Annotated in this window: 23 protein-coding genes and 2 pseudogenes; 12 read left to right on the forward strand and 13 right to left on the reverse strand. The window is 71.7% G+C overall.

Translation table 11 applies throughout. From position 1 onward, the window contains the following. The first annotated feature begins 106 nt into the window (after positions 1-106). Positions 107-463: a DUF805 domain-containing protein gene (locus AB0Q90_RS04385; protein WP_363158932.1), complete on the forward strand. Its 357-nt coding sequence runs from the start codon at positions 107-109 to the stop codon at positions 461-463. 205 nt (positions 464-668) lie between these two features. Here AB0Q90_RS04385 and AB0Q90_RS04390 read toward each other — a convergent pair. The 3 genes and pseudogenes from AB0Q90_RS04390 to AB0Q90_RS04400 form a co-directional block, all read right to left on the reverse strand. Beyond that, positions 669-782: pseudogene (locus AB0Q90_RS04390) on the reverse strand (XRE family transcriptional regulator); the annotation flags it as partial. Beyond that, the gene (locus AB0Q90_RS04395) at positions 779-1,150 is read right to left on the reverse strand and encodes a tyrosine-type recombinase/integrase (RefSeq protein ID WP_363158933.1); all 372 of its coding nucleotides are present in this window, start codon (positions 1,148-1,150) and stop codon (positions 779-781) included. The pseudogene AB0Q90_RS04390 and the gene AB0Q90_RS04395, both read right to left, overlap by 4 nt. A 662-nt stretch (positions 1,151-1,812) precedes the next feature. Then, the gene (locus tag AB0Q90_RS04400; RefSeq protein WP_363158934.1) at positions 1,813-2,625 is read right to left on the reverse strand and encodes a DUF2182 domain-containing protein; all 813 of its coding nucleotides are present in this window, start codon (positions 2,623-2,625) and stop codon (positions 1,813-1,815) included. Positions 2,626-2,837: 212 nt separating this feature from the next. On the opposite strand from AB0Q90_RS04400, the gene AB0Q90_RS04405 reads away from it, so the two are divergent. Next, complete coding sequence (locus tag AB0Q90_RS04405) at positions 2,838-3,491, forward strand: DUF1326 domain-containing protein (RefSeq protein ID WP_363158935.1); 654 nt, start codon at positions 2,838-2,840, stop codon at positions 3,489-3,491. Positions 3,492-3,545: 54 nt separating this feature from the next. On the opposite strand, the gene AB0Q90_RS04410 is transcribed toward AB0Q90_RS04405, so the two are convergent. Continuing rightward, positions 3,546-5,426, reverse strand: coding sequence for an ABC transporter ATP-binding protein (locus AB0Q90_RS04410; RefSeq protein WP_363159090.1), 1,881 nt, complete (start codon positions 5,424-5,426; stop codon positions 3,546-3,548). A gap of 150 nt (positions 5,427-5,576) precedes the next feature. Between AB0Q90_RS04410 and AB0Q90_RS04415 the strand changes: the two genes are divergently transcribed. Continuing rightward, entirely contained in the window at positions 5,577-6,560 is a 984-nt protein-coding gene (locus AB0Q90_RS04415) for a flippase-like domain-containing protein (protein WP_363158936.1), read from the forward strand. An 18-nt stretch (positions 6,561-6,578) separates the two neighbouring features. Here the strand turns inward: AB0Q90_RS04415 and AB0Q90_RS04420 are convergent, their stop codons facing one another. Then, positions 6,579-7,292, reverse strand: coding sequence for an SDR family oxidoreductase (locus AB0Q90_RS04420; RefSeq protein WP_363158937.1), 714 nt, complete (start codon positions 7,290-7,292; stop codon positions 6,579-6,581). A 47-nt stretch (positions 7,293-7,339) separates the two neighbouring features. Between AB0Q90_RS04420 and AB0Q90_RS04425 the strand changes: the two genes are divergently transcribed. Next, on the forward strand, positions 7,340-8,104 hold the full coding sequence (locus AB0Q90_RS04425) for a crotonase/enoyl-CoA hydratase family protein (protein ID WP_363158938.1): 765 nt from the start codon (positions 7,340-7,342) through the stop codon (positions 8,102-8,104). A gap of 18 nt (positions 8,105-8,122) precedes the next feature. On the opposite strand, the gene AB0Q90_RS04430 is transcribed toward AB0Q90_RS04425, so the two are convergent. Continuing rightward, positions 8,123-8,902 (reverse strand): NAD(P)H-dependent oxidoreductase, encoded by a 780-nt coding sequence (locus AB0Q90_RS04430; protein WP_363158939.1) that lies wholly within the window; start codon positions 8,900-8,902, stop codon positions 8,123-8,125. A gap of 152 nt (positions 8,903-9,054) precedes the next feature. Here AB0Q90_RS04430 and AB0Q90_RS04435 point away from each other — a divergent pair, with 152 nt between their 5' ends. Then, the gene (locus AB0Q90_RS04435) at positions 9,055-9,891 is read left to right on the forward strand and encodes a helix-turn-helix transcriptional regulator (RefSeq protein WP_363158940.1); all 837 of its coding nucleotides are present in this window, start codon (positions 9,055-9,057) and stop codon (positions 9,889-9,891) included. 33 nt (positions 9,892-9,924) lie between these two features. On the opposite strand, the pseudogene AB0Q90_RS04440 reads toward AB0Q90_RS04435, so the two are convergent. The 3 genes and pseudogenes from AB0Q90_RS04440 to AB0Q90_RS04450 all read right to left on the reverse strand — a co-directional run. Then, positions 9,925-10,788 (reverse strand): annotated as a pseudogene (locus tag AB0Q90_RS04440) (NAD(P)/FAD-dependent oxidoreductase); the annotation flags it as partial. Further along, complete coding sequence (locus AB0Q90_RS04445; protein WP_363158941.1) at positions 10,785-12,188, reverse strand: FAD-dependent oxidoreductase; 1,404 nt, start codon at positions 12,186-12,188, stop codon at positions 10,785-10,787. The gene AB0Q90_RS04445 and the pseudogene AB0Q90_RS04440, both read right to left, overlap by 4 nt. Then, positions 12,185-13,615: an FGGY family carbohydrate kinase gene (locus tag AB0Q90_RS04450; protein ID WP_363158942.1), complete on the reverse strand. Its 1,431-nt coding sequence runs from the start codon at positions 13,613-13,615 to the stop codon at positions 12,185-12,187. Before AB0Q90_RS04450 ends, AB0Q90_RS04445 begins: the two co-directional genes overlap by 4 nt. 237 nt (positions 13,616-13,852) lie before the next feature. Here AB0Q90_RS04450 and AB0Q90_RS04455 point away from each other — a divergent pair, with 237 nt between their 5' ends. Further along, a complete protein-coding gene (locus tag AB0Q90_RS04455) occupies positions 13,853-14,947 on the forward strand; it encodes a mechanosensitive ion channel family protein (protein WP_363158943.1) in 1,095 nt (364 codons plus the stop codon). 15 nt (positions 14,948-14,962) lie between these two features. On the opposite strand, the gene AB0Q90_RS04460 is transcribed toward AB0Q90_RS04455, so the two are convergent. Continuing rightward, positions 14,963-16,528: a M1 family metallopeptidase gene (locus AB0Q90_RS04460; RefSeq protein ID WP_363158944.1), complete on the reverse strand. Its 1,566-nt coding sequence runs from the start codon at positions 16,526-16,528 to the stop codon at positions 14,963-14,965. A 239-nt stretch (positions 16,529-16,767) separates the two neighbouring features. Between AB0Q90_RS04460 and AB0Q90_RS04465 the strand changes: the two genes are divergently transcribed. The 6 genes from AB0Q90_RS04465 (at position 16,768) to AB0Q90_RS04490 (ending at position 23,054) form a co-directional block, all read left to right on the forward strand. Continuing rightward, a complete protein-coding gene (locus AB0Q90_RS04465; protein WP_363158945.1) occupies positions 16,768-18,987 on the forward strand; it encodes an NADP-dependent isocitrate dehydrogenase in 2,220 nt (739 codons plus the stop codon). 219 nt (positions 18,988-19,206) lie between these two features. Beyond that, entirely contained in the window at positions 19,207-20,070 is an 864-nt protein-coding gene (locus AB0Q90_RS04470) for a helix-turn-helix transcriptional regulator (protein WP_363158946.1), read from the forward strand. Then, entirely contained in the window at positions 20,067-20,285 is a 219-nt protein-coding gene (locus tag AB0Q90_RS04475) for a DUF397 domain-containing protein (RefSeq protein ID WP_363158947.1), read from the forward strand. Before AB0Q90_RS04470 ends, AB0Q90_RS04475 begins: the two co-directional genes overlap by 4 nt. Before the next feature lie 65 nt (positions 20,286-20,350). Continuing rightward, positions 20,351-20,986: a hypothetical protein gene (locus tag AB0Q90_RS04480; protein ID WP_363158948.1), complete on the forward strand. Its 636-nt coding sequence runs from the start codon at positions 20,351-20,353 to the stop codon at positions 20,984-20,986. A gap of 6 nt (positions 20,987-20,992) precedes the next feature. Next, positions 20,993-21,781 carry an N-formylglutamate amidohydrolase gene (locus AB0Q90_RS04485; protein WP_363158949.1) on the forward strand — a complete coding sequence of 263 codons (789 nt, stop codon included), beginning with the start codon at positions 20,993-20,995 and terminating at the stop codon, positions 21,779-21,781. Between the two features lie 58 nt (positions 21,782-21,839). Further along, positions 21,840-23,054, forward strand: coding sequence for a cytochrome P450 (locus AB0Q90_RS04490; RefSeq protein WP_363158950.1), 1,215 nt, complete (start codon positions 21,840-21,842; stop codon positions 23,052-23,054). A gap of 1 nt (position 23,055) precedes the next feature. Here the strand turns inward: AB0Q90_RS04490 and AB0Q90_RS04495 are convergent, their stop codons facing one another. From AB0Q90_RS04495 to AB0Q90_RS04505, 3 genes are read right to left on the reverse strand one after another with little or no spacing between them, the layout of a single operon-like run. Beyond that, on the reverse strand, positions 23,056-23,544 hold the full coding sequence (locus AB0Q90_RS04495; RefSeq protein ID WP_363158951.1) for a hypothetical protein: 489 nt from the start codon (positions 23,542-23,544) through the stop codon (positions 23,056-23,058). An 8-nt stretch (positions 23,545-23,552) separates the two neighbouring features. After that, complete coding sequence (locus tag AB0Q90_RS04500; RefSeq protein ID WP_363158952.1) at positions 23,553-24,191, reverse strand: sigma-70 family RNA polymerase sigma factor; 639 nt, start codon at positions 24,189-24,191, stop codon at positions 23,553-23,555. Continuing rightward, positions 24,188-25,627 (reverse strand): S8/S53 family peptidase, encoded by a 1,440-nt coding sequence (locus AB0Q90_RS04505; protein ID WP_363158953.1) that lies wholly within the window; start codon positions 25,625-25,627, stop codon positions 24,188-24,190. Before AB0Q90_RS04505 ends, AB0Q90_RS04500 begins: the two co-directional genes overlap by 4 nt. Positions 25,628-25,676: the final 49 nt, after the last annotated feature.

Genomic DNA, 25,676 nt, shown 5'->3' on the forward strand with positions numbered 1-25,676 from the left:
GCCGTGACCGGCGAGGACACTGCCGTCTTCCTGCTGTCCGCGTGACCGCTCTCGCGGTCCGGCTTGTGTCCCACCCCGATCGATTCGAAGGAACATCATGCAGAGAATGTCGTTCAACGAGGCGTCCCGCACGTGTCTCACCACGAAGTACGCCACGTTTTCCGGTCGCGCCCGGCGGTCGGAGTACTGGTGGTACTCAGTGCTGTACGTGCTGGCCACAGCCGTGATCGGAGGGATCAGCTGGGCAGCAGAGGCCCCGCTGCTGAGCGTCCTCCTACTGCCGTTCATCGTGCCCATGCTGTCCGTCTCCGTCCGCCGGTTGCACGACACAGGCAGGACCGGCTGGAGGATGCTCATCGCCCTGATCCCGGTCGTCGGCCCCGTCCTGTACCTCATGGGCATGACCGTAGACAGCGTTCCAGGTGCCAATCAGTACGGCCCGTCCCCCAAGGCAGACCATTGAGCGGGCCGCGGCTGAAATTCCTGTCCGAGGAACCCCTTTTGACGCTGCCCCAGCAGGAGCAGGGCACGCTCCAGGACCTGGTGCAGCGAGCCCTCTCCCGCCAGCCATGATCGCGATCAGTGCCGTCGCCGGGCCAGAGGTGTCGGTCAACCCTTGCTCAGCGCTTGCTCAGCGTGTTTGGACTTGACGCAGACGTCACCGTCGGCGAGAGGTCGATGCCGCGCTCGGCGAGCAGAGGCCGCAGATCGGTGGTCGAGAACAACCCGCGGCTTGCCATGATGGTGCGCAGGTGCCACTGGTAGTCGAGCTTGGCAGTCATCGCGTCTCCTGGTCTGCCACATAGGCACGGTCGAGGGCCTTGCGCATCATCGTGTTCATGAAGTCCCCGCTGACTCCGGTGTAGATGGCCGTGGTCGACGCGAACCGGTGCCCGACCTGCTCCTGTACGAACGCAGGGTCGGCCCCGTCCTCGATCAGGTGCGTGACGTAGGAGTGCCGAAGGCAGTGCGGGGTGAGGTCCCTGTCCAGCTCCAGCTCGTCCCGGTACTCCGCGAAGCGTTCCTCCATCTCACGCGGCTTGAGCCGACCGCCCCGCTCCGTCAGCCGTACTGCGGACCCGTCGCAACTCCGGTACCGCGGGTGGATGTTGACCAGGTAGTCCTGGACCGCCTCCACGGCCCAGGGCATGACGCTGCACCATCCGACGGCGGGGCCCAGAGCCCCTGCTCGCCTTGTCGTAGCGGACCTGGAGGGAACCGAACCGCCCCAGCTCCGGCGCCTTGGGATTCCGGTAGAAGTCCGTTGTATCGAGCCGAGAGGTCTCGTTGCAGCGCAGCCCCCACGCGTAGATGACCTTGAACACCGTCGCATCCCGGTACGCCGCCAGTGCAACCCTTGCGGCCCAGCCTGACCGCGCGATCCACTTGGTCATCGGCGTGATCCAGGAAGAGTTGAACTTCCTCTCATGGCACACCTGCACCGGATGGGTCCCGAAGCGGGCCTCGCACACCTCGGGCCACTGGTAGTACGGCGAGGTGATGTAGTCGCAGAACAGCTTCAGCGCGTCCTGACAGCAGCGGATCGTCGATCTCGCCCGCTTCTTCTCGGCGACGAGATACGTCATCCACTCATCCACATGGCCAGAGGTCCAGGTCCACGGGTACTCGTTGATGCCTTCCATGAACCGGCGCACGATCCGCTGCCGTCCCAGGATCGTCTCCAACGGCTCACGCGCGTCACCCTTCTGAAGCTCACTCGGTCGTCGGGAGGCAGACCGTAGCGCCCGGGAAAACTCATCAGGCATCGCCGGATGAGATCAAGAAGACCTGCCCTTCGGCGGCGCGGTTGGTTCACATCGGCATCATCGAGCTCTGCAGGCCCGGCAGCAGCCAGTCCTGGGAGGGCGCGAGGACAGCCAGTACCAGGAACGCGACGCCGGCCACCCGGGCCAGCTGCGGCCCCCGGTACCAGAGCTTCTCCAGGAAGATCAGCGTCGCGAGTCCCGCTATCGCCGCGATGTTCATGACGCCCAGCGGGATCAGCACGACCATCAGCGCCCAGCAGCAGCCGAGGCAGTACGCGCCGTGGTGCAGCCCCACCCGCAGGTCGCGCAGCCGCGGCCGGTACGAGGCGTAGCGCATCAGCTGCGCCATGGGGCTACGGCAGTGGCGCAGGCAGATGTTCTTGAGCGGGCCGAGCTGGTACAGGCCGGCCAGCGCGAAGGCGGCGGCGCCGATCCATTTCGCGGCGTCCGGGTCCCGGTCGACCAGGTCGCCGGTGAGCGCGAGGGCGCCGTACGCGAGCAGGCCGAACGCCGTCCAGACGATCAGGTAGCCGGAGAGGAACTCGGTGGTGCGCAGTGCCCGGGTGGCGCCGCCGGACTGCCGTGCGATTCCTTTTGCCCAGGTCACGGCAACGGGGGCGACGGAGGGCAGCATCATCGCGGCCATCATCGCCAGCCATAGGAGCAGGAACAGCGGCAGCGCCATCCCCATCGTGCCGGGCTCGATGCCCATGTCCTGGGCCTGGCCCACGGTGAGCACCCAGGCCAGGGCGGCGATCAGCACGATGAGCGCCCAGGCGACGGCGAGGTCCCGGGCCGGCAGCAGCACGCCCTTCCGCAGGGGATGGTCGTTGGTGATCGGCCGCTGAATCGAATGCATGACGCACTCCCGTCGGACCCTTCCAGGACAGCACGGATCCCGGCCCGGCAAAACTCCGGCCGGTGGCTCCCACGGCGGGCCGGGGCGATGATGGAGGTGAGGAGAAGAAACGACCCGTCCTGGCCACTGCGCGCGGCGGGACGAACGCGGATCACCGGTCCGACGCTCCGCCCTCGCCACCCGCTGCGGTGGCCGTGTGAGGAGTGAGAGCGATGACGCAGGCAGAAGCGGCTGTGCCTGCCTGGCGCGCGGCGGGCGACTGGTTCGACGTGTGCAAGTGCAACGTCCCGTGCCCGTGCTCGTTCGCCCAGCCGCCGACCACCGGCGACTGCGAGGGCATCCTGGTCTGGCACATACGCGAGGGCAACTACGGCGACGTCCGGCTGGACGGCCTGAACATGGTGATGCTCGGCTCCTTCGTCGGCAATGTCTGGGGCGAGCACTCGGACTCGTATGCGGCGTTCATCTTCGACGAGCGGGCTGACGACGGGCAGCGCCAGGCCCTGCAGATGATCTTCAGCGGGCAGGCCGGCAGCTGGCCCGCGCAGCTGGTGAGCATGGGTGCCTTCGAGGTGCGGGGCATGGATTTCGCGCCCATCGAGGTGGAGTTCGACGAGGATCTGGCCACCTGGCGGGCCAGCGTGCCGGGACGCGTCGAGGCCCGGGCCGAGGCGCTCACCGGCCCGACCACTCCGGAGGGCGCCCGCGTGCAGTCGACGAACCTCCCGGGCTGCGAAACCGGCCCCGGCCAGCTGGCCACCTGGGGCCGCGCCACCACCGACCGGGCCGACGCCTTCGGCTTCGCCTGGGACCGCGCCGGCCAGTCCAGCAAGACCATCACCTTCGACTGGTCCGGCCCGGACTGACCACCCCCGGCCTCTGCCCACGAATCCGTGGCGTCATCGTGAGGCCGAGCCCTCTCAAGCCGCCGCGGCCTCGGCCGCCGGGCTCTCCTCGAACTGTGTCCGGTACAGCTCGGCGTATCGGCCGTTCGCGGCCAGGAGCTCCTCGTGAGTGCCGCGTTCCACAATGCGGCCGGACTCGACGACCAGGATGAGGTCGGCCGCGCGGACGGTGGACAGGCGGTGGGCGATGACGACCGCCGTCCTGCCCTCCAGGGCCTCGACGAGGGCTTCCTGGACCGCGGCCTCGGAGGTGTTGTCGAGGTGGGCGGTGGCCTCGTCGAGGATGACGACACGCTGGCGGGCCAGGAGGAGCCGGGCGATGGTCATGCGCTGGCGTTCGCCGCCGGAGAGCCGGTAGCCGCGCTCGCCGACCACCGTGTCGAGGCCGTCGGGCAGGGAGCGGACGAGGTCGTCGAGGCGTGAGCGGCGCAGGGCGTCCCACAGGTCGTCGTCGGTCGCGGAGGGGCGGGCCAGCAGGAGGTTGGCGCGGACCGTGTCGTGGAACAGGTGGCCGTCCTGGGTGACCATGCCGAGCGTCTCGCGCAGGGACTGGGCGCTGAGGTCCCGGACGTCCACGCCGCCGACGCGAACCGCGCCGCCGTCGACGTCGTACAGACGCGGCAGGAGGCCGGCGATCGTGGACTTGCCCGCGCCGGAGGAGCCGACGAGGGCGACCGTCTGCCCCGGTTCGGCGCGGAAGGACAGGCCGTGCAGGACCTGGCTGCCGCCCCGGGTGTCGAGGGAGGCGACCTCCTCCAGGGAGGCGAGGGAGACCTTGTCGGCCGACGGGTAGCCGAAGCGGACGTCGGAGAACTCCACCGAGACCGGCCCGTCGGGGACCCGCTCGGCGTCGGGCCGGTCCTGGATGAGGGGTTCGAGGTCGAGCACCTCGAAGACGCGCTCGAAGCTGACCAGGGCGCTCATCACCTCGACGCGCGCTCCGGCGAGGGCGGTGAGCGGGGCGTACAGCCGGGTCAGCAGGAGCGCCAGGGAGACGACGGCGCCCGGTTCGAGGCTGCCGCGCAGGGCGAACCAGCCGCCGAGGCCGTAGACGAGGGCGAGTGCGAGGGCGGAGACGAGGGTCAGGGCGGTGATGAACGCCGACTGGGCGGTGGCGGTGCGGATGCCGATGTCGGCGACGCGGCGGGCGCGGGCCGCGAACTCCGCGGACTCCTGCTCGGGGCGGCCGAAGAGCTTGACGAGGGTGGCGCCGGGGGCCGAGAACCGCTCGGTCATCCGGGTGCCCATCGCCGCGTTCAGAGTGGCCGCCTCCCGCTGCATCCGGGCCATCCGGCGGCCCATGCGGCGGGCCGGCATCACGAACACCGGCAGCAGCACCAGCGCGAGCAGGGTGATCTGCCAGGACAGGGTGAGCATGACGACGAGCGTGAGCAGCAGCGTGACCAGGTTGCTGACCACTCCGGAGAGCGTGTTGCTGAAGGCGCGTTGAGCGCCGATGACGTCGTTGTTGAGACGGGAGACCAGCGCCCCCGTACGAGTGCGTGTGAAGAACGCGACCGGCATGCGCTGCACATGATCGAACACGGCCGTCCGCAGATCGAGGATGAGTCCCTCCCCGAGCGTCGCCGACAGACGCCGGGCGAGGATGCCCAACGCCGCCTCCAGGACGGCGATGAGGGCGATCAGCAGGGCCAGGCCCACCACCCTGTCCTCGTCGCCGCCCGACACGATCGCGCCGACGACCCAGCCGGCCAGTACGGGGGTCGCGACCGCGAGCAGCGCGGTCAGCACCCCGAGCACCAGGAACTGCGCGATGCGGGTGCGGTGCGGGCGGGCGAACGCGCCGATGCGGCGCAGCGTGGCGCGCGCGAGGGGGCGGCGCTCCTGCTCGGCGTTCATGACGCTGTGCAGCTGTGTCCAGGCTGTGGTCTCCATGCTCATGAGAGAGAACGTAGAACCTCAAGCATCATTGAGGTCAACGCTCTTCACGCAACTCCCCCCGCGAAGGACCCGATGACCGGACGTAAGCCGGAATCCCTGATTCGGCAACCCGCCGTTGGCGCGGCACGGAAAACCTCTCCGACTGTGACAGCGGTACAACTCCCCGACCTGCCCCCTCTCCCCAAGGGGCGACTCCCCCGACGCGTCCCCGTCCGCCAGATCCTGTGCCTGCTCCCGCTCCTGCTGGTCGCCGTGGTCGCGGTCCAGCACCGCTCCGTGCTGGCCGAGGGCTTCGCCCACCTCGGCACCGCCCGCTGGCCCTGGCTGCTGGCGGCGGTCTGCGCCACCTGCCTGACCTGGGTGGCCGCGGCCTGCACCCGGCAGGGCGCCGTCGTCGAACGGCTGCCCTCGGGCCGGCTGCTCGCCACGCAGTTCGCGGCCGGCGCGGCCAACCATCTGCTGCCCACCGGCCTGGGCGCGAGCGCGGTCAACCTGCGCTTCATGACCGTGTGCGGGCTGCCGCTCGCCCGCTCCTCCGCCGCCCTCGCCCTCTATCTGCTCGCGGAGACGATCGGCCGCCTGGGCCTGCTCGCCGTGCTGCTCCTCGCCTTCCCCGACGCGCTGCGGCTGGACAGCCTGCTGCCGGACGGCGCGCTCGGCCCCCTGCTGCTCGCCGCGGCCGCGGTCCTGCTCCTGGCGGCGGGCGCCCTGGCCCTCGTACGACGCATCCGCACCACCGTGCTCGCCTTCCTGCGCACCGCGCTCGGCGAGGCCCGCTCGGTGCACACCCGCCCGTCCCGGGCGCTCGCCCTGTGGGGCGGTTCGTTCGCCTTCCCGGCGCTCCAGGCGGCCGGACTGGTCGCGGTCGGGCAGGCGTTGGGACTGTCGGTGCCGCCCCTGCACATGGCGGTCGCCTATCTGGCCGCGACGGTCGCGGTGGCGCTGATCCCCACGCCGGGCGGGCTCGGTTCGGTCGAGGCGGCGCTGGTCGTGGCGCTGGTGGCGGCCGGCGGTCCGGCGGCCGTGGCGACGGCGGTGGTGCTCGCCTACCGGATCATCACCGTCTGGCTGCCGCTGCTGCCGGGGGCGTTGACGCTGGGGGCGCTGGTGCGCTGGAAGGTGATCTGAGGGCCCGCGCCATCGGCCTCACCAGGGGATCGGCCGGCCGTCCCGGAAGAAGCCGCCGGTCGGTCCGTCGTCGGGCAGGGTGGCCGCCCAGACGACCCCGGCGGCGCCCTCCGGCACGGGCCGGCCACCGCCGCCCATGTCGGTGTCGGTCCAGCCGGGACAGATCGCGTTCACCAGCACGCGCCGGGGGCCCAGTTCACCGGCGAGGAGCCGGGTGAGGGCGTTCAGCGCGGCCTTGGAGACGCTGTACGCGGGTGTGCCGCCGGTCATCCCGGCCAGTGAGCCGCTCTCGCTGCTGACGTTGACGACCCGCGGATGCGGGCTGCGCTTCAGCAGCGGCAGCAGCGCCAGCGTGACCCTCCACGCACCGAACAGGTTGGTGTCCAGGGCCTGTTGGACCTCGGCCAGGTCGGCCGAGCGGGCCCGGGCCCAGGTGTCGTAGAGGATCGCGGCGTTGTTGACGACGACGTCGACCCGGCCGAACCGGTCGGTCACCCACTCGGCCATGGCGGCGACGCTCGCCTCGTCGGAGACGTCGAGCTGCACGGCGCTCGCACGCTCACCGATACGCTCGGCGGCGGCCCGCCCCTTGGCGGCGTCCCGGGACCCGAGGACGACCCGGTACCCCCGTTCGGCGAGCTGCCGGGCGGCCTCGTGGCCGATGCCACGGTTGGCGCCGGTCACCACCGCGACGGGAGCCTCGCCCGAACCGCCTGCACCGCGTACCGCCATGGATGGAACACTCCCCTTGCCGTCGCTCTACGGAAGGGAATTCCACCATGCCGGTCCGCGTCGAACGCCAAGGCCCCGTCACCACCGTCGTCCTCTCCCGCCCCGAGGCACGCAATGCCGTCGACGGCCCGACGGCCGACGAACTCACCGATGCCTTCCGCGAGTTCGAGGCGGACGAGGAGGCCCGGGTGGCGGTGCTGTGGGGTGAGGGCGGCACGTTCTGCGCGGGCGCCGACCTCAAGGCGCTGGGCACCGAAAGGAGCAACCGGGTCGAGGAGGCCGGCGACGGCCCGATGGGCCCGACCCGGATGCGGCTGTCCAAGCCGGTGATCGCGGCGGTCGCCGGACATGCCGTGGCCGGCGGCCTGGAGCTGGCCCTCTGGTGCGATCTGCGGGTGGCCGAGGAGGACGCCGTCTTCGGCGTGTTCTGCCGTCGCTGGGGCGTCCCCTTGATCGACGGCGGCACGGTACGGCTGCCCCGGCTGATCGGCACGAGCCGCGCCCTGGACATGATCCTCACCGGCCGCCCGGTACCGGCCTCCGAGGCCTACGACATCGGCCTCGCCAACCGCCTCGTCCCCACCGGCACCGCCCGCACCGAGGCGGAGGCCCTGGCCGCGTCGATCGCCCACTTCCCCCAGGCCTGTCTGCGCTCGGACCGGGCGTCGGTCCTGGACCAGGAGGGCCTGGCCGAGGAGGCGGCGATGCGGTCCGAACTCCGCCACGGCATGGGCGTGTTGGCGGAGAGCCTGGAGGGGGCGGGGCGGTTCGCGGCGGGGGCGGGACGACACGGGGCGTTCACCCGGCCATGACCGTCGACAGGCGGCGGTTCAGGCGCTGATGTGCAGGCCGAAACCGCTGCGGCCCGGCGCCTCCAGACCCTCGCGCAGCCGCGCCGCGGGGATGTCGTAGTCACCGTCGTTCTGGCGGCGGTAGGGAATGGGATCGGTGTCCTCCAAGGACAGCAGCCGCTTCTTCCACAGCTCGGCCGCGTCCGCGAAGACCTCGGGCGACATCCGTACCGTGCGGTACAGCACGAACGGCGGCAGCACCTCCATGCCGGGGTGGTAGAGGATGCCGTGCTGGATCGGGTAGAGAAGGTCGTCGATCGGGCCGTTGATGCCTCGGTCGGAGTAGTGGGATTCGGGGCCGCCGACCGTCACCGACAGCATGGCGCGCCTGCCCTGGAGGGCTCCCTCGCCGAAGCGGTCGCCGTAGCGGGTGTCGCTGTGTTCGCCCACGCCGTAGCCGAAGCCGTAGGTGAACACGCGGTCCACCCAGCCCTTGAGGATCGCGGGCATCGTGTACCACCACAGCGGGAACTGGAGGATCACGGTGTCGGCCCAGCGCAGCTTCTCCTGTTCGGCGCGGATGTCGGCGGTGAGCGCACCGGTTTCGTAGGCGCGTCCCGAATCGTGCACCGCGTCCAGCGGGCTGGAGGCGGCGGCACCGAAGTCGTCGGCGTCGATGACGGATTTCCAGCGCATCGCGTACAGATCGCTGACCTGAACCTCGTGGCCCGCGCCGGTCAGGGTGTCCACCGCGGTGTCGGTGAGCGCGCCGTTCAGCGACTGCCGCTCGGGGTGGGCGTGCACGATGAAGACTTTCATCTCCGCTCCTTGGGTCGATCCCTTGAGTCGTTGTGGGTTCGATCCTTGCGGGCTGCGGCGGTGCGATTCAGGGGCGCTTTCTCCGTAGGCCCGGACTTCCTGGTAATGGCAGGGCCACCCAACTGACGGGGTGCGGCACGGATACTGGAGCGATGGACGATCTCGCTGACTTCCTGCGCACACGGCGATCCCGGGTCCTCCCGGAGAGCGTCGGCATCCCTGCCGATTCACGCCGCCGGGTGAGCGGGCTGCGGCGCGAGGAGGTCGCGCATCTGTCGGGAGTGAGCGTCGACTACTACGTCCGCCTGGAGCAGGGGCGGGCGCGCCAGCCCTCGGTACAGGTGCTCGACGCGCTCGCGCGGGTGCTCGGCCTGGACGAGGTGGAACGCGAGCACCTGCACCGGCTCGCCCACCGCACGGGGCACGCACCGCGGCGGGTGTCCGCGACGCGGCTGCGCCCCGAACTGCTGCGGGTGCTGGATCTCGTCGCCGACGCCCCCGCCTTCATCATCGACCACCGTCTGACGGTCCTGGCCGCGAACCGGCTCGCCGACCTGCTGTACGGGCGTCGCGCCGAAGGGCTGAACATCGCGCGGCACCTCTTCCTGACCGAGGAAGGGCGTGCGCTGTTCGCCGACTGGGATGCCTGCACGCTCGACACCGTCGGCCATCTGCGTCTGTCCGCCGGCCGCCACCCCGACGATCCCGAGCTGGCCTCCCTCATCGGCGAACTCGCCATGCGCAGCGAGCGCTTCCGCCGGCTCTGGGCCCGTGCCGACGTCCGCACCCGCACCCACGGCTGCAAGGCGTACCACCACGGCTCGGTCGGCTACCTGGAACTGCATCAGGAGAACTTCGCGCTCCCGGACACCCTGGGCACGGAACTGATCGTGCAGTCGGCCGCCCCCGGCACGGCCGCCCACGACAACCTGCGCCTGCTGGCCAGCCTCGGCGCCACCGGCGACCCCGCACCGGCGAAGCGCCGGTGACCCGGTCTACGTCGTCGACCCGAGCCACCGTCTGACGGCGGCCGCGACCTGAGCGCCCTCGCGGGCCGCGGCCGCCGCCCTCTCCCCGGGGTGCAGCACGGCGCCCGCGGCGAACACGCCCGGGCGTGAGGTGTGCAGCGTGGCCAGGGTCAGGCCGCCGCGCCGGGCCAGCTCGTGGTCCGGTACGAAATCGCCGGTGAACACCACCGTGTCGCAGGCCAGCACGCCCGTACGGCCGTCGCGGTGGCGTACGCGGACGCCCGACAGGTGGCCGTGGCCGAGGAGTTCGGCCACGGAGGTGTGGGTGAGAACGGGGACGCGTGCGGCGCGGAGCGCGCTTCGGGGCCGCCGCTCCGTGAGCATCGCGACCACCTCGGCCCCCGCCGCCCGCAGTGTGCCGACGGCGGTGTACGACACGTCCTCCGCGCCGACCACCACCGCCCGGCCGCCGATCCGCCGGCCGTGGAGGTGGACGGACTGCTGGAGTTCGCCGGTCGTGAGGACGCCCGCGGGGCGGGTGCCGGGTACCAGGCGGGCCGCCCTCGGGCGTTCGCGGGCGCCCGTGGCCAGCACGATCGCGCGGGCGCCGATCGTCTCCGGGCCCTGCGGGCCGACCGTGTGCAGGGCCAGTGGGCCCGCCCAGTCGAGCGCGGTCACGCCGGTCCGTACGACGGCGCCGGCCCGCCCGGCGGACTGTGCGAGCCGGCGCGCGAACTGCGGGCCGGTCAGCGGGCGCAGCCAGGTGCCGAAGCCGCCGTGCGGGCAGTACCGCAGGACTCCCCCGGGCCGCTCCTCCCGGTCCAGTACCTCCACGCGGACGTCGGCAGCCAGGCGGGCCGCGGCCGTCAGCCCCGCCGGTCCGGCCCCGACGACCAGGACGTCCACCTCCCGCGTCACTCCCGGCCTCCCTCGAACAGCTCCCGCACCGCCGCCCCGCAGTGGAACCCCTGGCAGCGCCCCGCCCGGGCCCGGGTCCGGCGGCCCAGTCCGTCGAGGCTGCGCGGCGGGACCGTACTGGCGAGGGCGTCGCGGATCTCGCCGCGGGAGACGCGTTCGCAGTGGCAGACGAGGCGGCCGTACTCGGGGTCGGCGGCGATGAGTTCGGGCCGCTGGTAGGGACGCGGGAAGGCCTCGCCCAGGTTGGGCATGCGGACTTGCCGCAACTCCCGCTCCGGGCCCGGGTCGAGGCCCTCGCCCTTCAGCAGGGCGGTGACGTGGTCCGCGATGGCGAGGGACGCGGTCAGGCCGGTGGAGCGGATGCCGCCGACCGTGACGTACGCCTGGCCGGGGTGGGCGCGGATGCGGTAGTCGTCGTGCTCGGTGGCGGCGCGCAGTCCGGCGTAGACGGCGGTGATCTCCTCCTCCAGCAGGGCGGGCAGGATGCGGCGGCCCTTTACGCGCAGTGCGGCGAGGCCGTCGGCCGTGGAGCCGGTGGCGTTCTTGTCGTCGAGGTCCTCGGCGGTGGGGCCCAGGAGGACCTTGCCGTACACGGTGGGGGCGATCAGGACGCCCTTGCCCAGGGCCGTGGGGACGGGCAGGAGGATGTGGTTGACCAGGTCGCGGGCGAACGCGTCGTACACGATGAGCTGGCCGCGGCGCGGGGTGACGGTGAAGTCGCGGTGGCCGAGCTGCCGGTCGAGGGTGTCGGCGTGCAGTCCGGCGGCGTTGACCAGCCATCGGGTGCGCAGGGTGCCGCGGCTTGTCGTCAGCGTGTGCGTGTCGTCGTGCCGACTCACCGTCTCTGTACGGCAGTTCAGGTGCAGGTCGACTCCGGACCGGACCGCCTGGGTGGCGTACGCCAGTGTCGTCGTCCACGGGCAGATGATGCTCTCGCCCGGTACGTGCAGGGCGCCGAGCGCGCCCGGCCCGAGGTGCGGTTCGTGTGCGTACAGGTCGGTGGGGCCGAGGAGGCGGGCGTCGCCGTAGGAGTTGCGCTCGGCCTTTGCCAACAGGGCTGGCAGTGCGGCGAGTTGTGCCTCGTCCCAGGCGACGAGGAGTGCGCCGACCGGTTCCACAGGGATGCCGGACTCGGCGGCGTACGCGGCGAGCCGGTGTGCGCCCTCGCGGACCAGGCGGGCCTCCAGCGAGCCGGGGGCCGCGTCGAAACCGGTGTGCAGGATCGCGGTGTTGGCCTTCGAGGTGCCCTGGCCGACGTCGTCCTGGGCCTCGACGAGGGCGACGCGGAGCCGGGGGAAGCGGGCCAGCTCGCGGGCGATCGCGCAGCCGACGACTCCGGCGCCGACCACCGTCACGTCGTAGCCGACGGAGGGCAGCGGGCCCCGGTCGGTGACCGTCATCGGTCGAGGAGGGCGTTGACGGCGCCCCGGAAGGCGGCCCGGCGTGCGGCGGCCTCGTCGGTCCCGATGCGCGGCTCGTACACGGCGGCCGGCTTCCGCTCCGGCAGCGCCTCGGCCACGCTCAGGCCGGGTTCGGCGCCGAGGCGGGCGAACGCTCCGGCGCCGAGTGCGGTGGCGTCGGCCAGCGCGGACACCTCGACCGGGCGTTGCAGCAGGTCGGCCTGGGTCTGCAGGAGCAGGGCGGACCGGGTCAGACCGCCGTCCACGCGCAGTACCTGAACCGGTGTGCCGAGGTCCGTGGCGGCGGCGTCGGTCAGTTCGGCGACCTGGGCGGCCAGGCCCTCGCACAGGGCGCGCACCAGGTGGCCGGGGCCGGTGTCGAGGCCGAGCCCGGTGAGCGAGCCGCGCGCGTCGCCGCGCCACCAGGGGGCGGCGAGCCCGGCGAGGGCCGGTACGAAGGTGACCCCGCCGGTGTCGGGGACGCTGCCGCCGACCGTGTCCAGGTCGGCGGCGTCGGAGATGACGCCGAGGTCGGTGAGCCAGCGCACGGCGGACGCGGCCGTGTAGACCTGGCCGTCGAGGCAGTAGTCGGTGCGGCCGGCGAGCCGCCAGGCGACACAGCTGACCAGCCCGGAGGTGCCCCGCCGCGGCGTGTCGCCGGTGGGGGCGAGCAGGAACGCGCCGGTGCCGTAGGTGCACTTGGCGCCGCCGGGTTCGGTGATCCGCTGGGCGAAGAGGGCGGCCTGCTGGTCGACGACGAGGCCGGTGAGGGGGATCTCGGGGCCGAAGGCGGTGGTCGTGCCGACGGGGGCCGCGGTGTCGACGACCTCGGGCAGGCGTTCGCCGGACAGCCCGTACAGGTCGAGGGCGCGCGGGGACCATTCGGCCCGGTCCAGGTCGAGGAGTTGGGTGCGGCCGGCGGTGGCGGCGTCCGTGACGTAGGCGCCGGTGAGACGGTGGACGAGCCAGGCGTCGGAGGTGGTGACCACGCCGTCGCGGGTGAGGTGGCGGCGTATCCAGGCCATCTTCGGGGCGGCGAAGTACGGGTCCAGGGGCAGGCCCGTCAGCAGGCGTAATTCGTCGGCGTGTCCGGCCAGTTCCGCGCAGACGCTCTCGGCGCGGCGGTCCTGCCAGACGAGGGCGTCGGTGAGCGGCCGGCCGGTGGCGGGGTCCCAGGCGAGGACGGTCTCGCCCTGGTTGGCCAGGCCGAGGGCGACGACGGGTTCGCCCGCCTCGGCGAGTGCGCGGCGGCCGGCCTCGACCACGGACCCGTACAGCTCGGCGGGGTCGACCTCCACCAGGCCACCGGGCAGATGACGGGGACGTACGGCGGCGAAGCCGGTGCCGAGGACACCGCGCTCGGGGCAGACGACCAGGGCCTTGGTGCCGGACGTGCCCTGATCGACCGCGAGTACCGCACCGGTCATCACGCCTCCCCCGCCGAACGGCCCGACGATCAACGGTCGCCAGCCTGCCGCCGGGTCTCACAAGGCGTCAAGGAGGCACGGTACGAACCCCTGTGCGGGATACGGCAGGATGAGCCCGTCGCGCCCGGTCGGCGCGCGCGTACAGTCCGGAATTCGAGCAGGTGGCAACGTGACGACACTTCACACCCGGCCGTCGGCGAGGCACTTCGCCGTCGCTTCTCTCCCCGGAGGTGACCGGTGAAGCGGGATCTCACTGTGGACGACCTGGTCATCGCCGGAATCGCGGTGGCCGCGGGCCTGCTGGCGGCGTTTCTGCTGAGGATGCTGATGCGCTGGCTCGGCAAGCACGCCGACCGCACCCGCTGGAGCGGTGACGACCTCATCGTGGACGCGCTGCGGTCCGTGGTGCCGTGGGCGGCGGTCCTCGGCGGCGCGGCCTCCGCCGGCGCGGCGCTGCCGCTGACCAGGACGGTCCAGCGCAATGTCAACCAGACCCTGACCGTGCTGCTCATCTTCGTGGTGACGCTGGCGGTGGCCCGCGGGGTCGCCGGGCTGATGCGGACGGTCACCCAGTCCCGCCCCGGCGTCGCCGGATCGGCCACGATCTTCGTCAACATCTCCCGGATCCTGGTCCTGGCGATCGGCTTCCTGGTGGTGCTCCAGACGCTCGGCGTCTCCATAGCGCCGCTGCTCACCGCCCTGGGCGTCGGCGGTCTTGCGGTGGCCCTGGCCCTGCAGGACACGCTCGCCAACCTCTTCGCGGGCATCCACATCCTCGCCTCCAAGACCGTCCAGCCGGGCGACTACATCCGGCTGAGCAGCGGCGAGGAGGGCTACGTCGAGGACATCAACTGGCGCCAGACGACGGTCCGTAATCTGTCCAACAACCTCGTCGTGATCCCCAACGGGGAGCTCGCGAAGACGAACATGACCAACTTCATGCGGCCCGAGGAGCAGTTGACGATCCTGCTGCAGGTCGGCGTCGCCTACGACAGCGACCTGGACCAGGTCGAGCGGGTGACGAACGAGGTCATCGCCGAGGTGATGACCGAGGTCGAGGGGGCGGTCCCGGACCACGAGCCGATCATCCGCTTCCACACCTTCGGCGACTCCCGGATCGGCTTCACCGTCATCCTGGGCGTCGGCGAGTTCAGCGACCAGTACCGGATCAAGCACGAGTTCATCAAGCGCCTGCACCGCCGCTACCGCCGGGAGGGCATCCGTATCCCGGCGCCCACCCGGACGGTGGCGATCCAGCAGGGGTCGGTGGCCATTCCGCAGCAGCGCAGCCCCGAAGAGGCGGACGAAGCGACCTCCGCCCGCCTCGACTGACATACCCGGGCGGGCCTACAGGGTCGCCGAGTTGTCGTGGTACTGCGCCTCCCGGCGGCGGTGCGGGGCCGCCGAGGGCGAGGTGACCGGGGTGACCGTCCAGTCCGGGTGGCCCGGCATCCGCGGGGTCTTCGTGCCGTAGAGCCAGTCGTTCAGGAAGCCCGACAGGTCCTGTCCGGACACCTCCGAGGCGACGGCGATGTAGTTCTGCGTCGTCGCCGAGGAGTTGCGGTACCGCTCCAGGAAGGCGCGCTCGATCGCGTTGAAGGTCTCCTCGCCGACGGCCTGCCGCAGCGCGTACAGGACGAGGACGCCGCCGAGGTAGCGCTGGCCGTCGAAGAGGTTCACCGCGTTCGGGGCGGCGACCGGGCCGGAGTCGCGGCGCCACTGGTCGCCGCGCGCGTAGGTGTGCTTCATCCGGGCTTCCAGGCTGGTCAGGCCGATCGAGTCGGGCCAGCCGCGCTCGTAGCGGTAGAGCAGGCCGTAGAAGTCGGCGTGGCCCTCGTTGAGCCAGAGGTCGGCCCAGGTGGCGGGGCTGACGCTGTTGCCGAAGTAGGAGTGGACCAGCTCGTGCATCATGTGCGAGCCGATCTTCGACTCCTCCTGGAGGAGGTAGTTCGGCCGGTAGATGGTGAGCGTCTGGGTCTCCAGGCCGGTGAAGTCGAAGGGCTTCTCGGCGTCGGAGTTGCAGGGCAGCAGGCCGTAGGTCTCGAAGGGGTAGGCGCCCAGGCGCCGCTCGATCCACTCCACGAGCGCCGGGGTGAGGGCGAGCGCCGGCTCCAGCGCGGCGGCCCGGGCGACCGGTACGACGTCCCGGAGCGGCAGCCCGTGCGGACCCTGCCGGTCCTTGATCACATAGTCGCCGACCGTGATCTGCACCATCTCGGTGGCGATCGGCGAGCGTGAGCGGTAGGTGTGGGCGGTCCGGCCGTCGGCCAGGTTCTCGGTGCCAACCAGCTGACCGGAGGCGACGCCGCGCAGGCCGGCGGGGACGGTGAGCCGGAAGGTGAAGTCGGCCTTGTCGACGGGGTGGTCGTTGCACGGGAAGACGGTGTGCGCGGACCTCGGCTGACAGGCCACCGCGAAGCCGTCCGGGGTGGCGACCCATCCGGTGTGCGGCAGGGTGCGGCGCGGGTCGGCGGTGTACTCCACGCAGAGCGTGACGGCCGCGTTCTTCCACAGCGGCCGGGCGGGGGTGATCCGCAGCTTCTCGGCGCTCTGCTCGAACGTCGCCGGGCGGCCGCCGACACGCACGGCTCGTATGTCGAGGCCCAGGGCGTCCAGGGAGAGCCGGGTCAGGTCCTGGGTGGTGCGGATCCTCAGGGTCGCGGTGGCCTCGACGAGCCGGGTCGCCGGGTCGTAGGCGAAGTCCAGGTGGTAGGCGGAGACGCGGTAGCCGTCGTTGCCCAGGTCCGGGAAGACGGGGTCGCCGAGGGTCTCGGGGCCGGGGGTGCCGCTCTTCCCCGAAGCGGAGCGGCTGCCGCTGTCCCCCGTGGCGGCGTGGGCCGTGGGGGCCAGGGAAAGGGCCGCGGCCGTGCCGATCAGCGCGGCCGGAGCCGTCACTCTGGTGCGAAATCTCATGGTCTGCCTTCGCTCGGGCGGCCGGGTGGTCAGGTCCGGCCGTCGCTCGGTTGAGTCATCTGCTGAGCGATCAGCTGAGTGATCTCTCTACATGAGCCCCGGAACGAGCGATTCGGTTGCCTCACGGCCGAAACTTCCCCCTCGCTCGTCCCCTCCGTGCGCGGACCCCTGTCGAGCCCGGGTCGATCACGAGATATCTTGATGTCGAGCAATGTTGCAGACGTGGAGCGGAGCACCCGGTGACTGACTCGACCATCATCTATACGCACACTGACGAGGCCCCGGCCCTGGCGACGTATTCCTTCCTGCCGGTGGTCCAGGCGTACGCCTCGCAGGCGGGTGTCGACGTGGCGACGCGCGACATCTCGCTGGCCGGGCGGATCATCGCCGTGTTCCCGGAGTACCTCACCGAGGACCAGCGGATCCCGGACGCGCTGGCCGAGCTGGGCGCGCTGGCCAAGACCCCCGCCGCCAACATCATCAAGCTGCCGAACGTCTCGGCGTCGATCCCGCAGCTGAAGGCCGCCGTCGCCGAGCTGCAGGGCCAGGGCTACGCGCTGCCGAACTACCCGGACGAGCCGAAGACCGACGAGGAGCGCGAGATCCGCGCCCGCTACGACAAGATCAAGGGTTCCGCCGTGAACCCGGTCCTGCGTGAGGGCAACTCCGACCGCCGCGCCCCCGCCTCGGTCAAGAACTACGCCAAGACCCACCCGCACCGCATGGGCGCCTGGACCGCCGAGTCCAAGACGAACGTGGCGACGATGGCCGAGAACGACTTCGCCTCCACCGAGAAGTCCGTGGTGATCGACGCGGCCACCACCCTCAGCTTCGAGCTGGTCGGCGCCGACGGCTCCACCACCGCGCTGCGCGAGCCGCTGAAGGTCATCGCCGGCGAGGTCGTCGACGCCTCCGTGATGCGTGCCGCCGCGCTGCGCGAGTTCCTCGCCGCGCAGGTCGCCCGCGCCAAGGCGGAGGGCGTGCTGTTCTCCGTACACCTCAAGGCCACGATGATGAAGGTCTCCGACCCGATCATCTTCGGTCACGTGGTGCGCGCCTTCTTCCCGAAGACCTTCGAGCAGTACGGTGCGACGCTGGCGGCCGCCGGTCTGTCCCCGAACGACGGTCTGGGCGGCATCCTCAAGGGCCTGGAGTCGCTGCCCGAGGGCGCCGCGATCAAGGCGTCCTTCGAGGCGGAGATCGCCGAGGGCCCGGCCCTGGCGATGGTCGACTCCGACAAGGGCATCACCAACCTGCACGTGCCGTCCGACGTCATCGTCGACGCCTCCATGCCGGCCATGATCCGCACCTCCGGCCACATGTGGGGCCCGGACGGCCAGGAGGCCGACACCCTCGCGGTGCTGCCGGACCACTCCTACTCCGGCGTCTACCAGGTCGTGATCGAGGACTGCCGGGCCAACGGCGCCTTCGACCCGTCGACCATGGGCTCGGTCCCGAACGTCGGCCTGATGGCGCAGAAGGCCGAGGAGTACGGCTCCCACGACAAGACCTTCGAGATCCCGGCCGACGGCACCGTCCGCCTGGTCGACGAGGCCGGCAACGTCCTCCTGGAGCAGGCCGTCGCCGCCGGTGACATCTTCCGCGCCTGCCAGACCAAGGACGCGCCGATCCGTGACTGGGTCAAGCTGGCCGTCACCCGTGCCCGCGCCACCGGCGACCCGGCCGTGTTCTGGCTGGACGAGGCCCGCGGCCACGACGCCGTGATCATCGAGAAGGTCAAGGCGTACCTGCCGGAGCACGACACCGAGGGCCTGGACATCCAGATCCTGTCCCCGGTCGAGGCCACCAAGCTGTCGGTCGAGCGCATCCGCCGCGGCGAGAACACCATCTCCGTCACCGGCAACGTGCTGCGCGACTACCTGACCGACCTGTTCCCGATCCTGGAGCTGGGCACCAGCGCCAAGATGCTGTCGGTCGTCCCGCTGATGGCGGGCGGCGGTCTGTTCGAGACGGGCGCCGGCGGCTCCGCGCCGAAGCACGTCCAGCAGCTGGTCAAGGAGAACTACCTGCGCTGGGACTCGCTCGGTGAGTTCTTCGCGCTGGTCCCGTCCCTGGAGCAGTACGCGACGGCCACCGGCAACACCAAGGCCAAGGTCCTCGCCGACGCCCTCGACCGCGCCACGGCGACCTTCCTCAACGAGGACAAGTCCCCGACCCGTCGCGTCGGCGGCATCGACAACCGCGGCAGCCACTTCTACCTGTCCCTGTACTGGGCGCAGGAGCTGGCCCAGCAGACCGAGGACGCGGGCCTGGCCAAGGCCTTCGCGCCGCTCGCCGAGACGCTCGCCGCGGGCGAGCAGAAGATCGTCGAGGAGCTGCTCGCGGTCCAGGGGCAGCCGGCCGACATCGGCGGCTACTACCAGCCCGACCCGGCGAAGGCCGCCGCGGTCATGCGCCCGTCGGCCACCTGGAACGAGGCGCTCGCCTCGCTGAGCTGACCGACCGGGCCACAGGGCCTTTCGCTCCGCCCCGACCGGCGCACGTCCGGCCGGGGCGGAGCCATGTCCGCACCCCCTGCGAAGGCCCGGCGGACTTCTTTGACGCAATTGCGTGAGCGATATGCATGATCTCAACTATCCTCAGGTACAAGAGGATTGAGGCCTGCGCGCACTTGCTCGGAGCAACAGGCCGCCACTTCGAGTGCGAGGGGTGAGGCGATGGCCACGGCCGGCGGTCCCACGCTGCGACGGCGTCAGCTCGGCTCCGAGCTCCGCCGCCTGCGCGAACACGCGGGCAAACGGATCGAGGACGTCGCGGCGCACCTGGAGTGCTCGATGTCCAAGATCAGCCGGGTGGAGACCGGACAGGCCCCGATCAAGGCACGGGACGTCCGCGACCTGCTCCAGTGGTACGGCGTGACCGACCCGGAACTGACCGAAGCCGTCATGCAGATCCACAAGGACGCCCAGCAGCAGGGCTGGTGGGCGCACTACAACGAGGTGCTGCCCTCGGGCATGGCCACCTACGCGGGCCTGGAGGCCGACGCCCGCGTCCTGCGCTCCTACGAGCCCACCTTCGTCCACGGCCTGCTCCAGACCGAGGACTACGCCCGTGCCGTCATCGCCGCCGTACGGCCCAACGAGCCCCACGAGGTGGACCAGTTGGTGCGCTTCCGCAAGGAGCGCCAAGCCCTGCTGACCCGGACGCCCGAGCCGCTGGAGCTGTGGGTGGTGCTGGAGGAGAGCGCGCTGCGCCGCCCCATCGGCGGTACGGAGGTCATGGTGGCCCAGCTGGAGCACCTGAGCCGGGCGGCGGCCATGCCGAACGTGACCATCCAGGTCATGCCGACCGCCAAGGGCGCCCACGCGGCCCTCGCCGGCACCTTCTCGCTCCTGGAGTTCGAGCCGCGCACACCCACCGTGGTCTACGTCAACTCGATCGCCGGAAACGTGTATCTGGAGAAGGAACGCGATGTGCGCACCTTCATCCAGACCTTCGACCTCGTGCGGGCCGCCGCTCCCGACCCGCAGGAGACACCCACCACGCTGGAGCAGATCGCAAGGGAGATACAGGGGTCATGAGCGCGCACGACGAGCGGCGCCGGTCGCGGGTCGACCTGGACGGCGCCGACTGGCGCAAGAGCAGCCGCAGTTCGGGCAACGGGGCGTGTGTCGAGGTCGCCGCCGTCGACGGCCTGGTCGCGGTCCGGGACTCCAAGAACACCCAAGGACCGGCGCTCGTGTTCGCACCGCGCGAATGGCGGGCGTTCCTCGGCGGAGGGATCCGCCGTCCCTGAACGGGAGTTGAGAACCGTCGGCGGGCCGGGGCGGTGAGCCACCGGAACAGTTGCCGCACGTACGAATGGAGTACGACGCGCGACCGGCCCCTTGGCGCGTCGGGCTGCCCGTGAACGAGGACCCCTCACTCCCGCCCGTCGCGTCCGGCGCCTTCTACACCGACGGGACCTTCTGGTCGGCGGCCGGTGTCGCCGTGGCCGTGCTCGTCGGGTTGGGCGCCATCTGGGCCATGTTCCGGTCCACCCACCCGAGGCTGCGTCTCAACTACACCGTGCTGCATGGCCCGTTGGTGCCGCTGCGCATGGACGGCGGCCTGGAGATCCGGCGCAACGGCACCCTGCTGACCGACCCGCACTATGTCGAGGTGGTGCTGACCAACCCGGGCCGACGGGACATACCCAGCGGCGCGTTCGACCGGGGCGATCCGTTCTGGGTGCACCTGGACGTGTCCTATCTGGAGGTGCTGCGCACCGAGTCCAGCCCCGGCTCGACCCGTGTCCCGCAGGCCCAGGTGTACGGCTCCCACCTGAGTATCGGACCGGGTCTGATCAGCTGCGGCACGACGATCACGTATGTTCTGCTGGTGGACACCGCACCGGCGTACAACTGCCATCACTCCCTCGTCGACGTGAAGGTGCAGCAGGTCCCGGTGACGCCGCCCCGGCGCACCGCACTCCCCTCCCCGATCAGGACGCCCTGAACCCTCATGCCGACCTCCTACGAACTGCTGCCCGGTGCCGAAGACTCGCCGGTGATCCTCCACGTGCCGCACTCCGCCCGGGCGATCCCGGCCGACGTGCGGGCCGGGATCCTGCTGGACGACGCGGGCCTGGAGCGGGAGCTGGACCACATCACCGACGCGCACACCGCCGAGATCGCCGAGGCGGCGGCCGGGCTGGCCGGGGTGACGCCCTGGCGGTTCGTGAACCGGCTGTCGCGGCTGGTGGTCGACCCGGAACGGTTCCCCGACGAGCGGGAGGAGATGCTCGCCGTCGGCATGGGCGCCGTCTACACGCGCACCACGCACCGGTCGGAGCTGCGGGCCGCGGACACCGATCCCGGGCCGCTGGTCGAGCGGTACTTCCGGCCCTACGCCGAGGCGATGGCGCACGCCGTGGCCGGGCGGCTGGCCGCCACCGGGCGGGCCGTGATCATCGACGTCCACTCCTACCCGACCGCCCGGCTGCCCTACGAACTGCACGGCGACGGCCCGCGCCCGCCCGTCTGCCTGGGCACCGACGCCTTCCACACCCCGCCCGGGCTGCGCGCCGCGGCCGAGAAGGCGTTCGCTCAGTGCGGGGAGACCGGGCTGGACAGCCCGTTCGGCGGTACGTACGTGCCGCTGGAGTTCTACGGGAGCGAGCCGCGGGTCAGCGCCCTGATGGTGGAGATCCGCCGGGACACGTACATGACCGAGCCGGGCGGGCCCGCCGGGCCGGGGCTCACCCGGCTCGCCTCGGCGCTGGCGCGGCTGGTCGACGCGCTGCCGGGCTGACCCTCCGGCTGGAGCACTCCCGGGCGACAGGCGGGCGGGCGGCGGTGAGGGTGGGGGCATGACAGAGGAGACCACCACGCTCACCGAACCCCCGGTACGGGACTGGCCCGCGCTCGACCTGGACGGCACGGACTTCGACCCGGTCCTCGCGGACCTCATGCGCGAGGGGCCGCTGACCCGCATCCGGCTGCCGCACGGCGAGGGCTGGGCGTGGCTGGCCACCCGCTACGAGGACGTCAGGGCGATCACCAACGACCCCCGGTTCGGCCGGGCCGAGGTCACCCGACGCCAGGTGACCCGGATGGCCCCGCACTTCAAGCCCCGGCCGGGCTCGCTCGCCTTCGCCGACCAGCCCGACCACAACCGGCTGCGCCGGCCGGTCGCCGGCGCGTTCACCGTGGGCGCGATGAAGCGGCTGCGGCCGCGCGCCCAGCGGATGCTCGACGACCTGATGGACGGCGTGGTCCGGGACGGGCCGCCAGCGGACCTGATCGAGCGGGTCCTGGAGCCCTTCCCGCTCGCGGTGGTCAGCGAGGTGATGGGGGTGCCCGCCGCCGACCGGGCCCGGGTGCATGGCTGGACCCGGCAGATCATCTCCACCTCCGGCGGCGCCGAGGCCGCCGAGCAGGCCAAGAACGGCATGTACGGCTGGATCACGGAGACGATCCGGGCCCGCGCCCGCAGCCTCGGCGACGACGTGTACTCGCTGCTCGGCGCCGCCGTGCACCACGGCGAGATCAGCGAGACGGAGGCCGTCGGCCTCGCCGGGCCGCTGCAGATCGGCGGCGAGGCCGTCACCCACAACTGCGGCCAGATGCTGTACCTGTTGCTCACCCGGCCCGGGCTGATGACACGGATGCGGGAACGGCCCGAGGCACGCGGCGCCGTCCTGGACGAGCTGCTGCGCTACATCCCGCACCGCAGCAGCGTCGGCCTGGCCCGTATCGCCCTGGAGGACGTCGACCTGCACGGCCTGCGTATCCGGGCCGGTGACCCGGTGTACGTGTCCTACCTGGCCGCCAACCGCGACCCCGAGGTGTTCGCCGACCCGGACCGGATCGACCCCGACCGCGAGCCCCGAGCCCACCTGGCCTACGGCAACGGCCCGCACTACTGCACCGGCGCCGTGCTCGCCCGCCTCCAGACCGAGCTGCTGCTCGGCACACTGCTGGACCGGCTGCCGGGACTGCGGCTCGCGGTGGCGCCGGAGGAGGTTCCCTGGCGCCGCAGGACGATGATCCGCGGACCGCAGTCCCTGCCGTGTACCTGGTGAGTCAGGCCCGCAGCCACTCCGTCACGACCACCTCGCCGCCGGCGCGCAGCCGCAGGGCGAACGGTCCGACGGGCGGGGCGTCGGTGGTGAAGCGGCCCATCGCGTCGGCGGTGAGTTCGGCGGCCGACTGCGGGCCGCCGAGCACCTCGATGCGGACCGGCTGGGGCGGCAGCACCTGCCCCATCAGCGACTGACCGGTCACCTCGACGTCGACGGTCACCTCGCCGGCGCGGAAGGTCAGCATGCGCGGGACGTCGGTGGCCCCCCGCACCGGGATGGCGTCCACCACCGAGTCGAAGGTCAGCTCGGCGATCCGGGCGTCGAGGTCGTGCAGCGCGAAGGCCTCGACGGCGATCCGGCACAGCTCCGGCGGGACGGGATCCAGGATCCCGGCGGCCCGGCGCAGTTCCTCCTCCAGCAGCTCGCAGTCCAACCCGTCCTCGGTGTCGGCGGCCTCTTCGGTGCCTTCCTCGAAGAGATCGTCGTTCATGTCGTGGTTCACAGCGCTCCCCGTGCGTCGAGTCGGGCCCGAAGGCGGCGCAGACAGCGCTGGCGCAGCGGCCCGATACTGCCCACGGCGATGCCCAGTGCGGCGGACACCTCCTGGTAGCTGGGCGGCGGCGTGGCCATCAGCACACGCAGCAACTGGCGGCAGCGCTCGCCGAGTTCCTCGAACTCCTGCCACAGCCGCCGCACGCGCTCGCTCTGCGCGGCCGCCTCCTCGGAGTCCAGCAGCGACTCCTCGGGCGTACGGTCCTCACTGACCCGGTCGAGCAGATGCGGATCGTCGGTCGGAGTCAGCCGCCGCAGGCTCTTGAGCACCTTCAGCGACTCGTGCCGTGCGGTGCTCGCCAGCCACGACCCGGCCTTCTCCGGCTCCCGGATGCGCCCCAGATGCTGGGCGAACCGGAACCAGGCGGTCTGGTAGACCTCGTGGGCGTCGGCGTCGGAGAGCCGGTGCGCGCGCACCACGGACCACACCAGTGGGCTCAGCCCTTCCACGAGCGCCTTCCAGGCCGCCGCGTCACCGTCGACGGCGGACTGGACGAGCGCGCCGACCTCTGCACGATCCACGGCCCCACCCCTCGTGTACGGCAAGTCATCGTACGCCGCGGAGGGGACGGTTCCGACCCTCATGCCGGAGGAGTGAGGGGGACGACGGGGACCGGGCGCCAGGTGGGCGGACGCAGCGCCGGGACATGCGCCCCGCGCACCTCCGCGTACTCGGTGTTCATCGCCAGGAGTTGCTTGCGGGCCAGGCGCGGGTCGGTCTCCTTGTGCGCGGTCATGTGGTCGGCGACCATGCCCGCGACGACGGGCGTGGCGAACGAGGTGCCGCTCCAGTGCGCGAACCCCTCGAACAGCACCTGGTCCGGGTTGCCCGACACGGCCGCCGCCCGCTCCTCGGTCAACACGCCGGTGTGCCGCGGGGACTGACAGGTGCACAGGTAGGCGAAGCCGTAGCGGCAGGCGTCGTAGGTGGAGTGCTGGTACACGTACGGCACGGGCGCGTCGAAGCCGGTCAGCGAGCTGGTGAGGCGCTCGCCGGGCGCGTAGGCCTTCACCCACTGGCCGTGGTTGCTGAAGCAGGCGCCGAACTCGCCGTCGCCGCGCAGCGCGCCGATCGACAGCACGGCGTCGGAGTAGTCGGGCAGGTCGGCGTAGGCGGCGGGCCAGAAGGGCGTGGCGCTGGCGTTGTTGCCGGCCGCGGCGACCAACAGGGTGCGCTGCCCGCGCAGTTCCTCCATGAAGGCGGCAAGGCCCAGCAGTCCGTCGGTGCGGCCGTTGGAGGTGCCGGCGGAGAGGCTGAGGATGTCCGGCCAGCCGCCCTGCTCGACGGCCTCGAAGAGCTTGTCGCCGAACTCGGACTCCAGGATGGCGCCGGCGTCGTTGAGGGTGTTGCGGACGGTGATGTCGGTGTTGGGTGCCACCGCCGCGACGAGTCCGGCGATGAACGTGCCGTGTCCGACGTACTGCTGGAGCACGCCGTTGTCGTCGCACTCCTTGATCTGGGCGTCGCCCTGGGTGCGCGCCAGCAGCGGGTAGGACCGGTAGTCCTTCATCAGGCCGGTGTCGATGACCAGGACGCCTACGGCGGTGTCCGCGTCGTACAGGGTCTCGGCCGCCGCCGGGTTGGGCGGCTGGGTCAGCGGGGCCGGGACGGGCTCGTCGCCCGGGCAGGCGTTGACGGCGATGGACACCACGTGGTTGCGGCTGACCAGTCGGCGTCCCGCGCGTCCCTCCGCCTCGCGCAGTGCCCTCAGGGCGCCCGCGACGGCCCGGTCCCCGCGCCGGTCGCCGTGGGCGGGGTCGCCGACCTGGATCCGGGTGATGCCGGAGCGGTTGGTCTCCGGGCCCGCCCGGCGGATGTGGTCGGTGGTGAGGCCGGTGAAGGCGGTGAAGTGCTCGCGCACGGTGTCCTCGACGACGCGCGCCTCCTCGCCGTCGCGGGCCAGGACGACGCCCTTCTCGTAGAGGAACTCGGCGGAGTCGTCCGGTCCCATCGCCAACGGGACGTCGGGCATGGAGCGTTGGATCTGCTCGAACTGCTCGTGGAATCGCTGAGGTGCCATGGCGTGTCCTCCCCCTCAAGGCGGCAATCGTCAGTCAGAGCCGTACAGC

Source organism: Streptomyces sp. NPDC079141 (genome assembly GCF_040686775.1).
Taxonomy (GTDB): domain Bacteria; phylum Actinomycetota; class Actinomycetes; order Streptomycetales; family Streptomycetaceae; genus Streptomyces.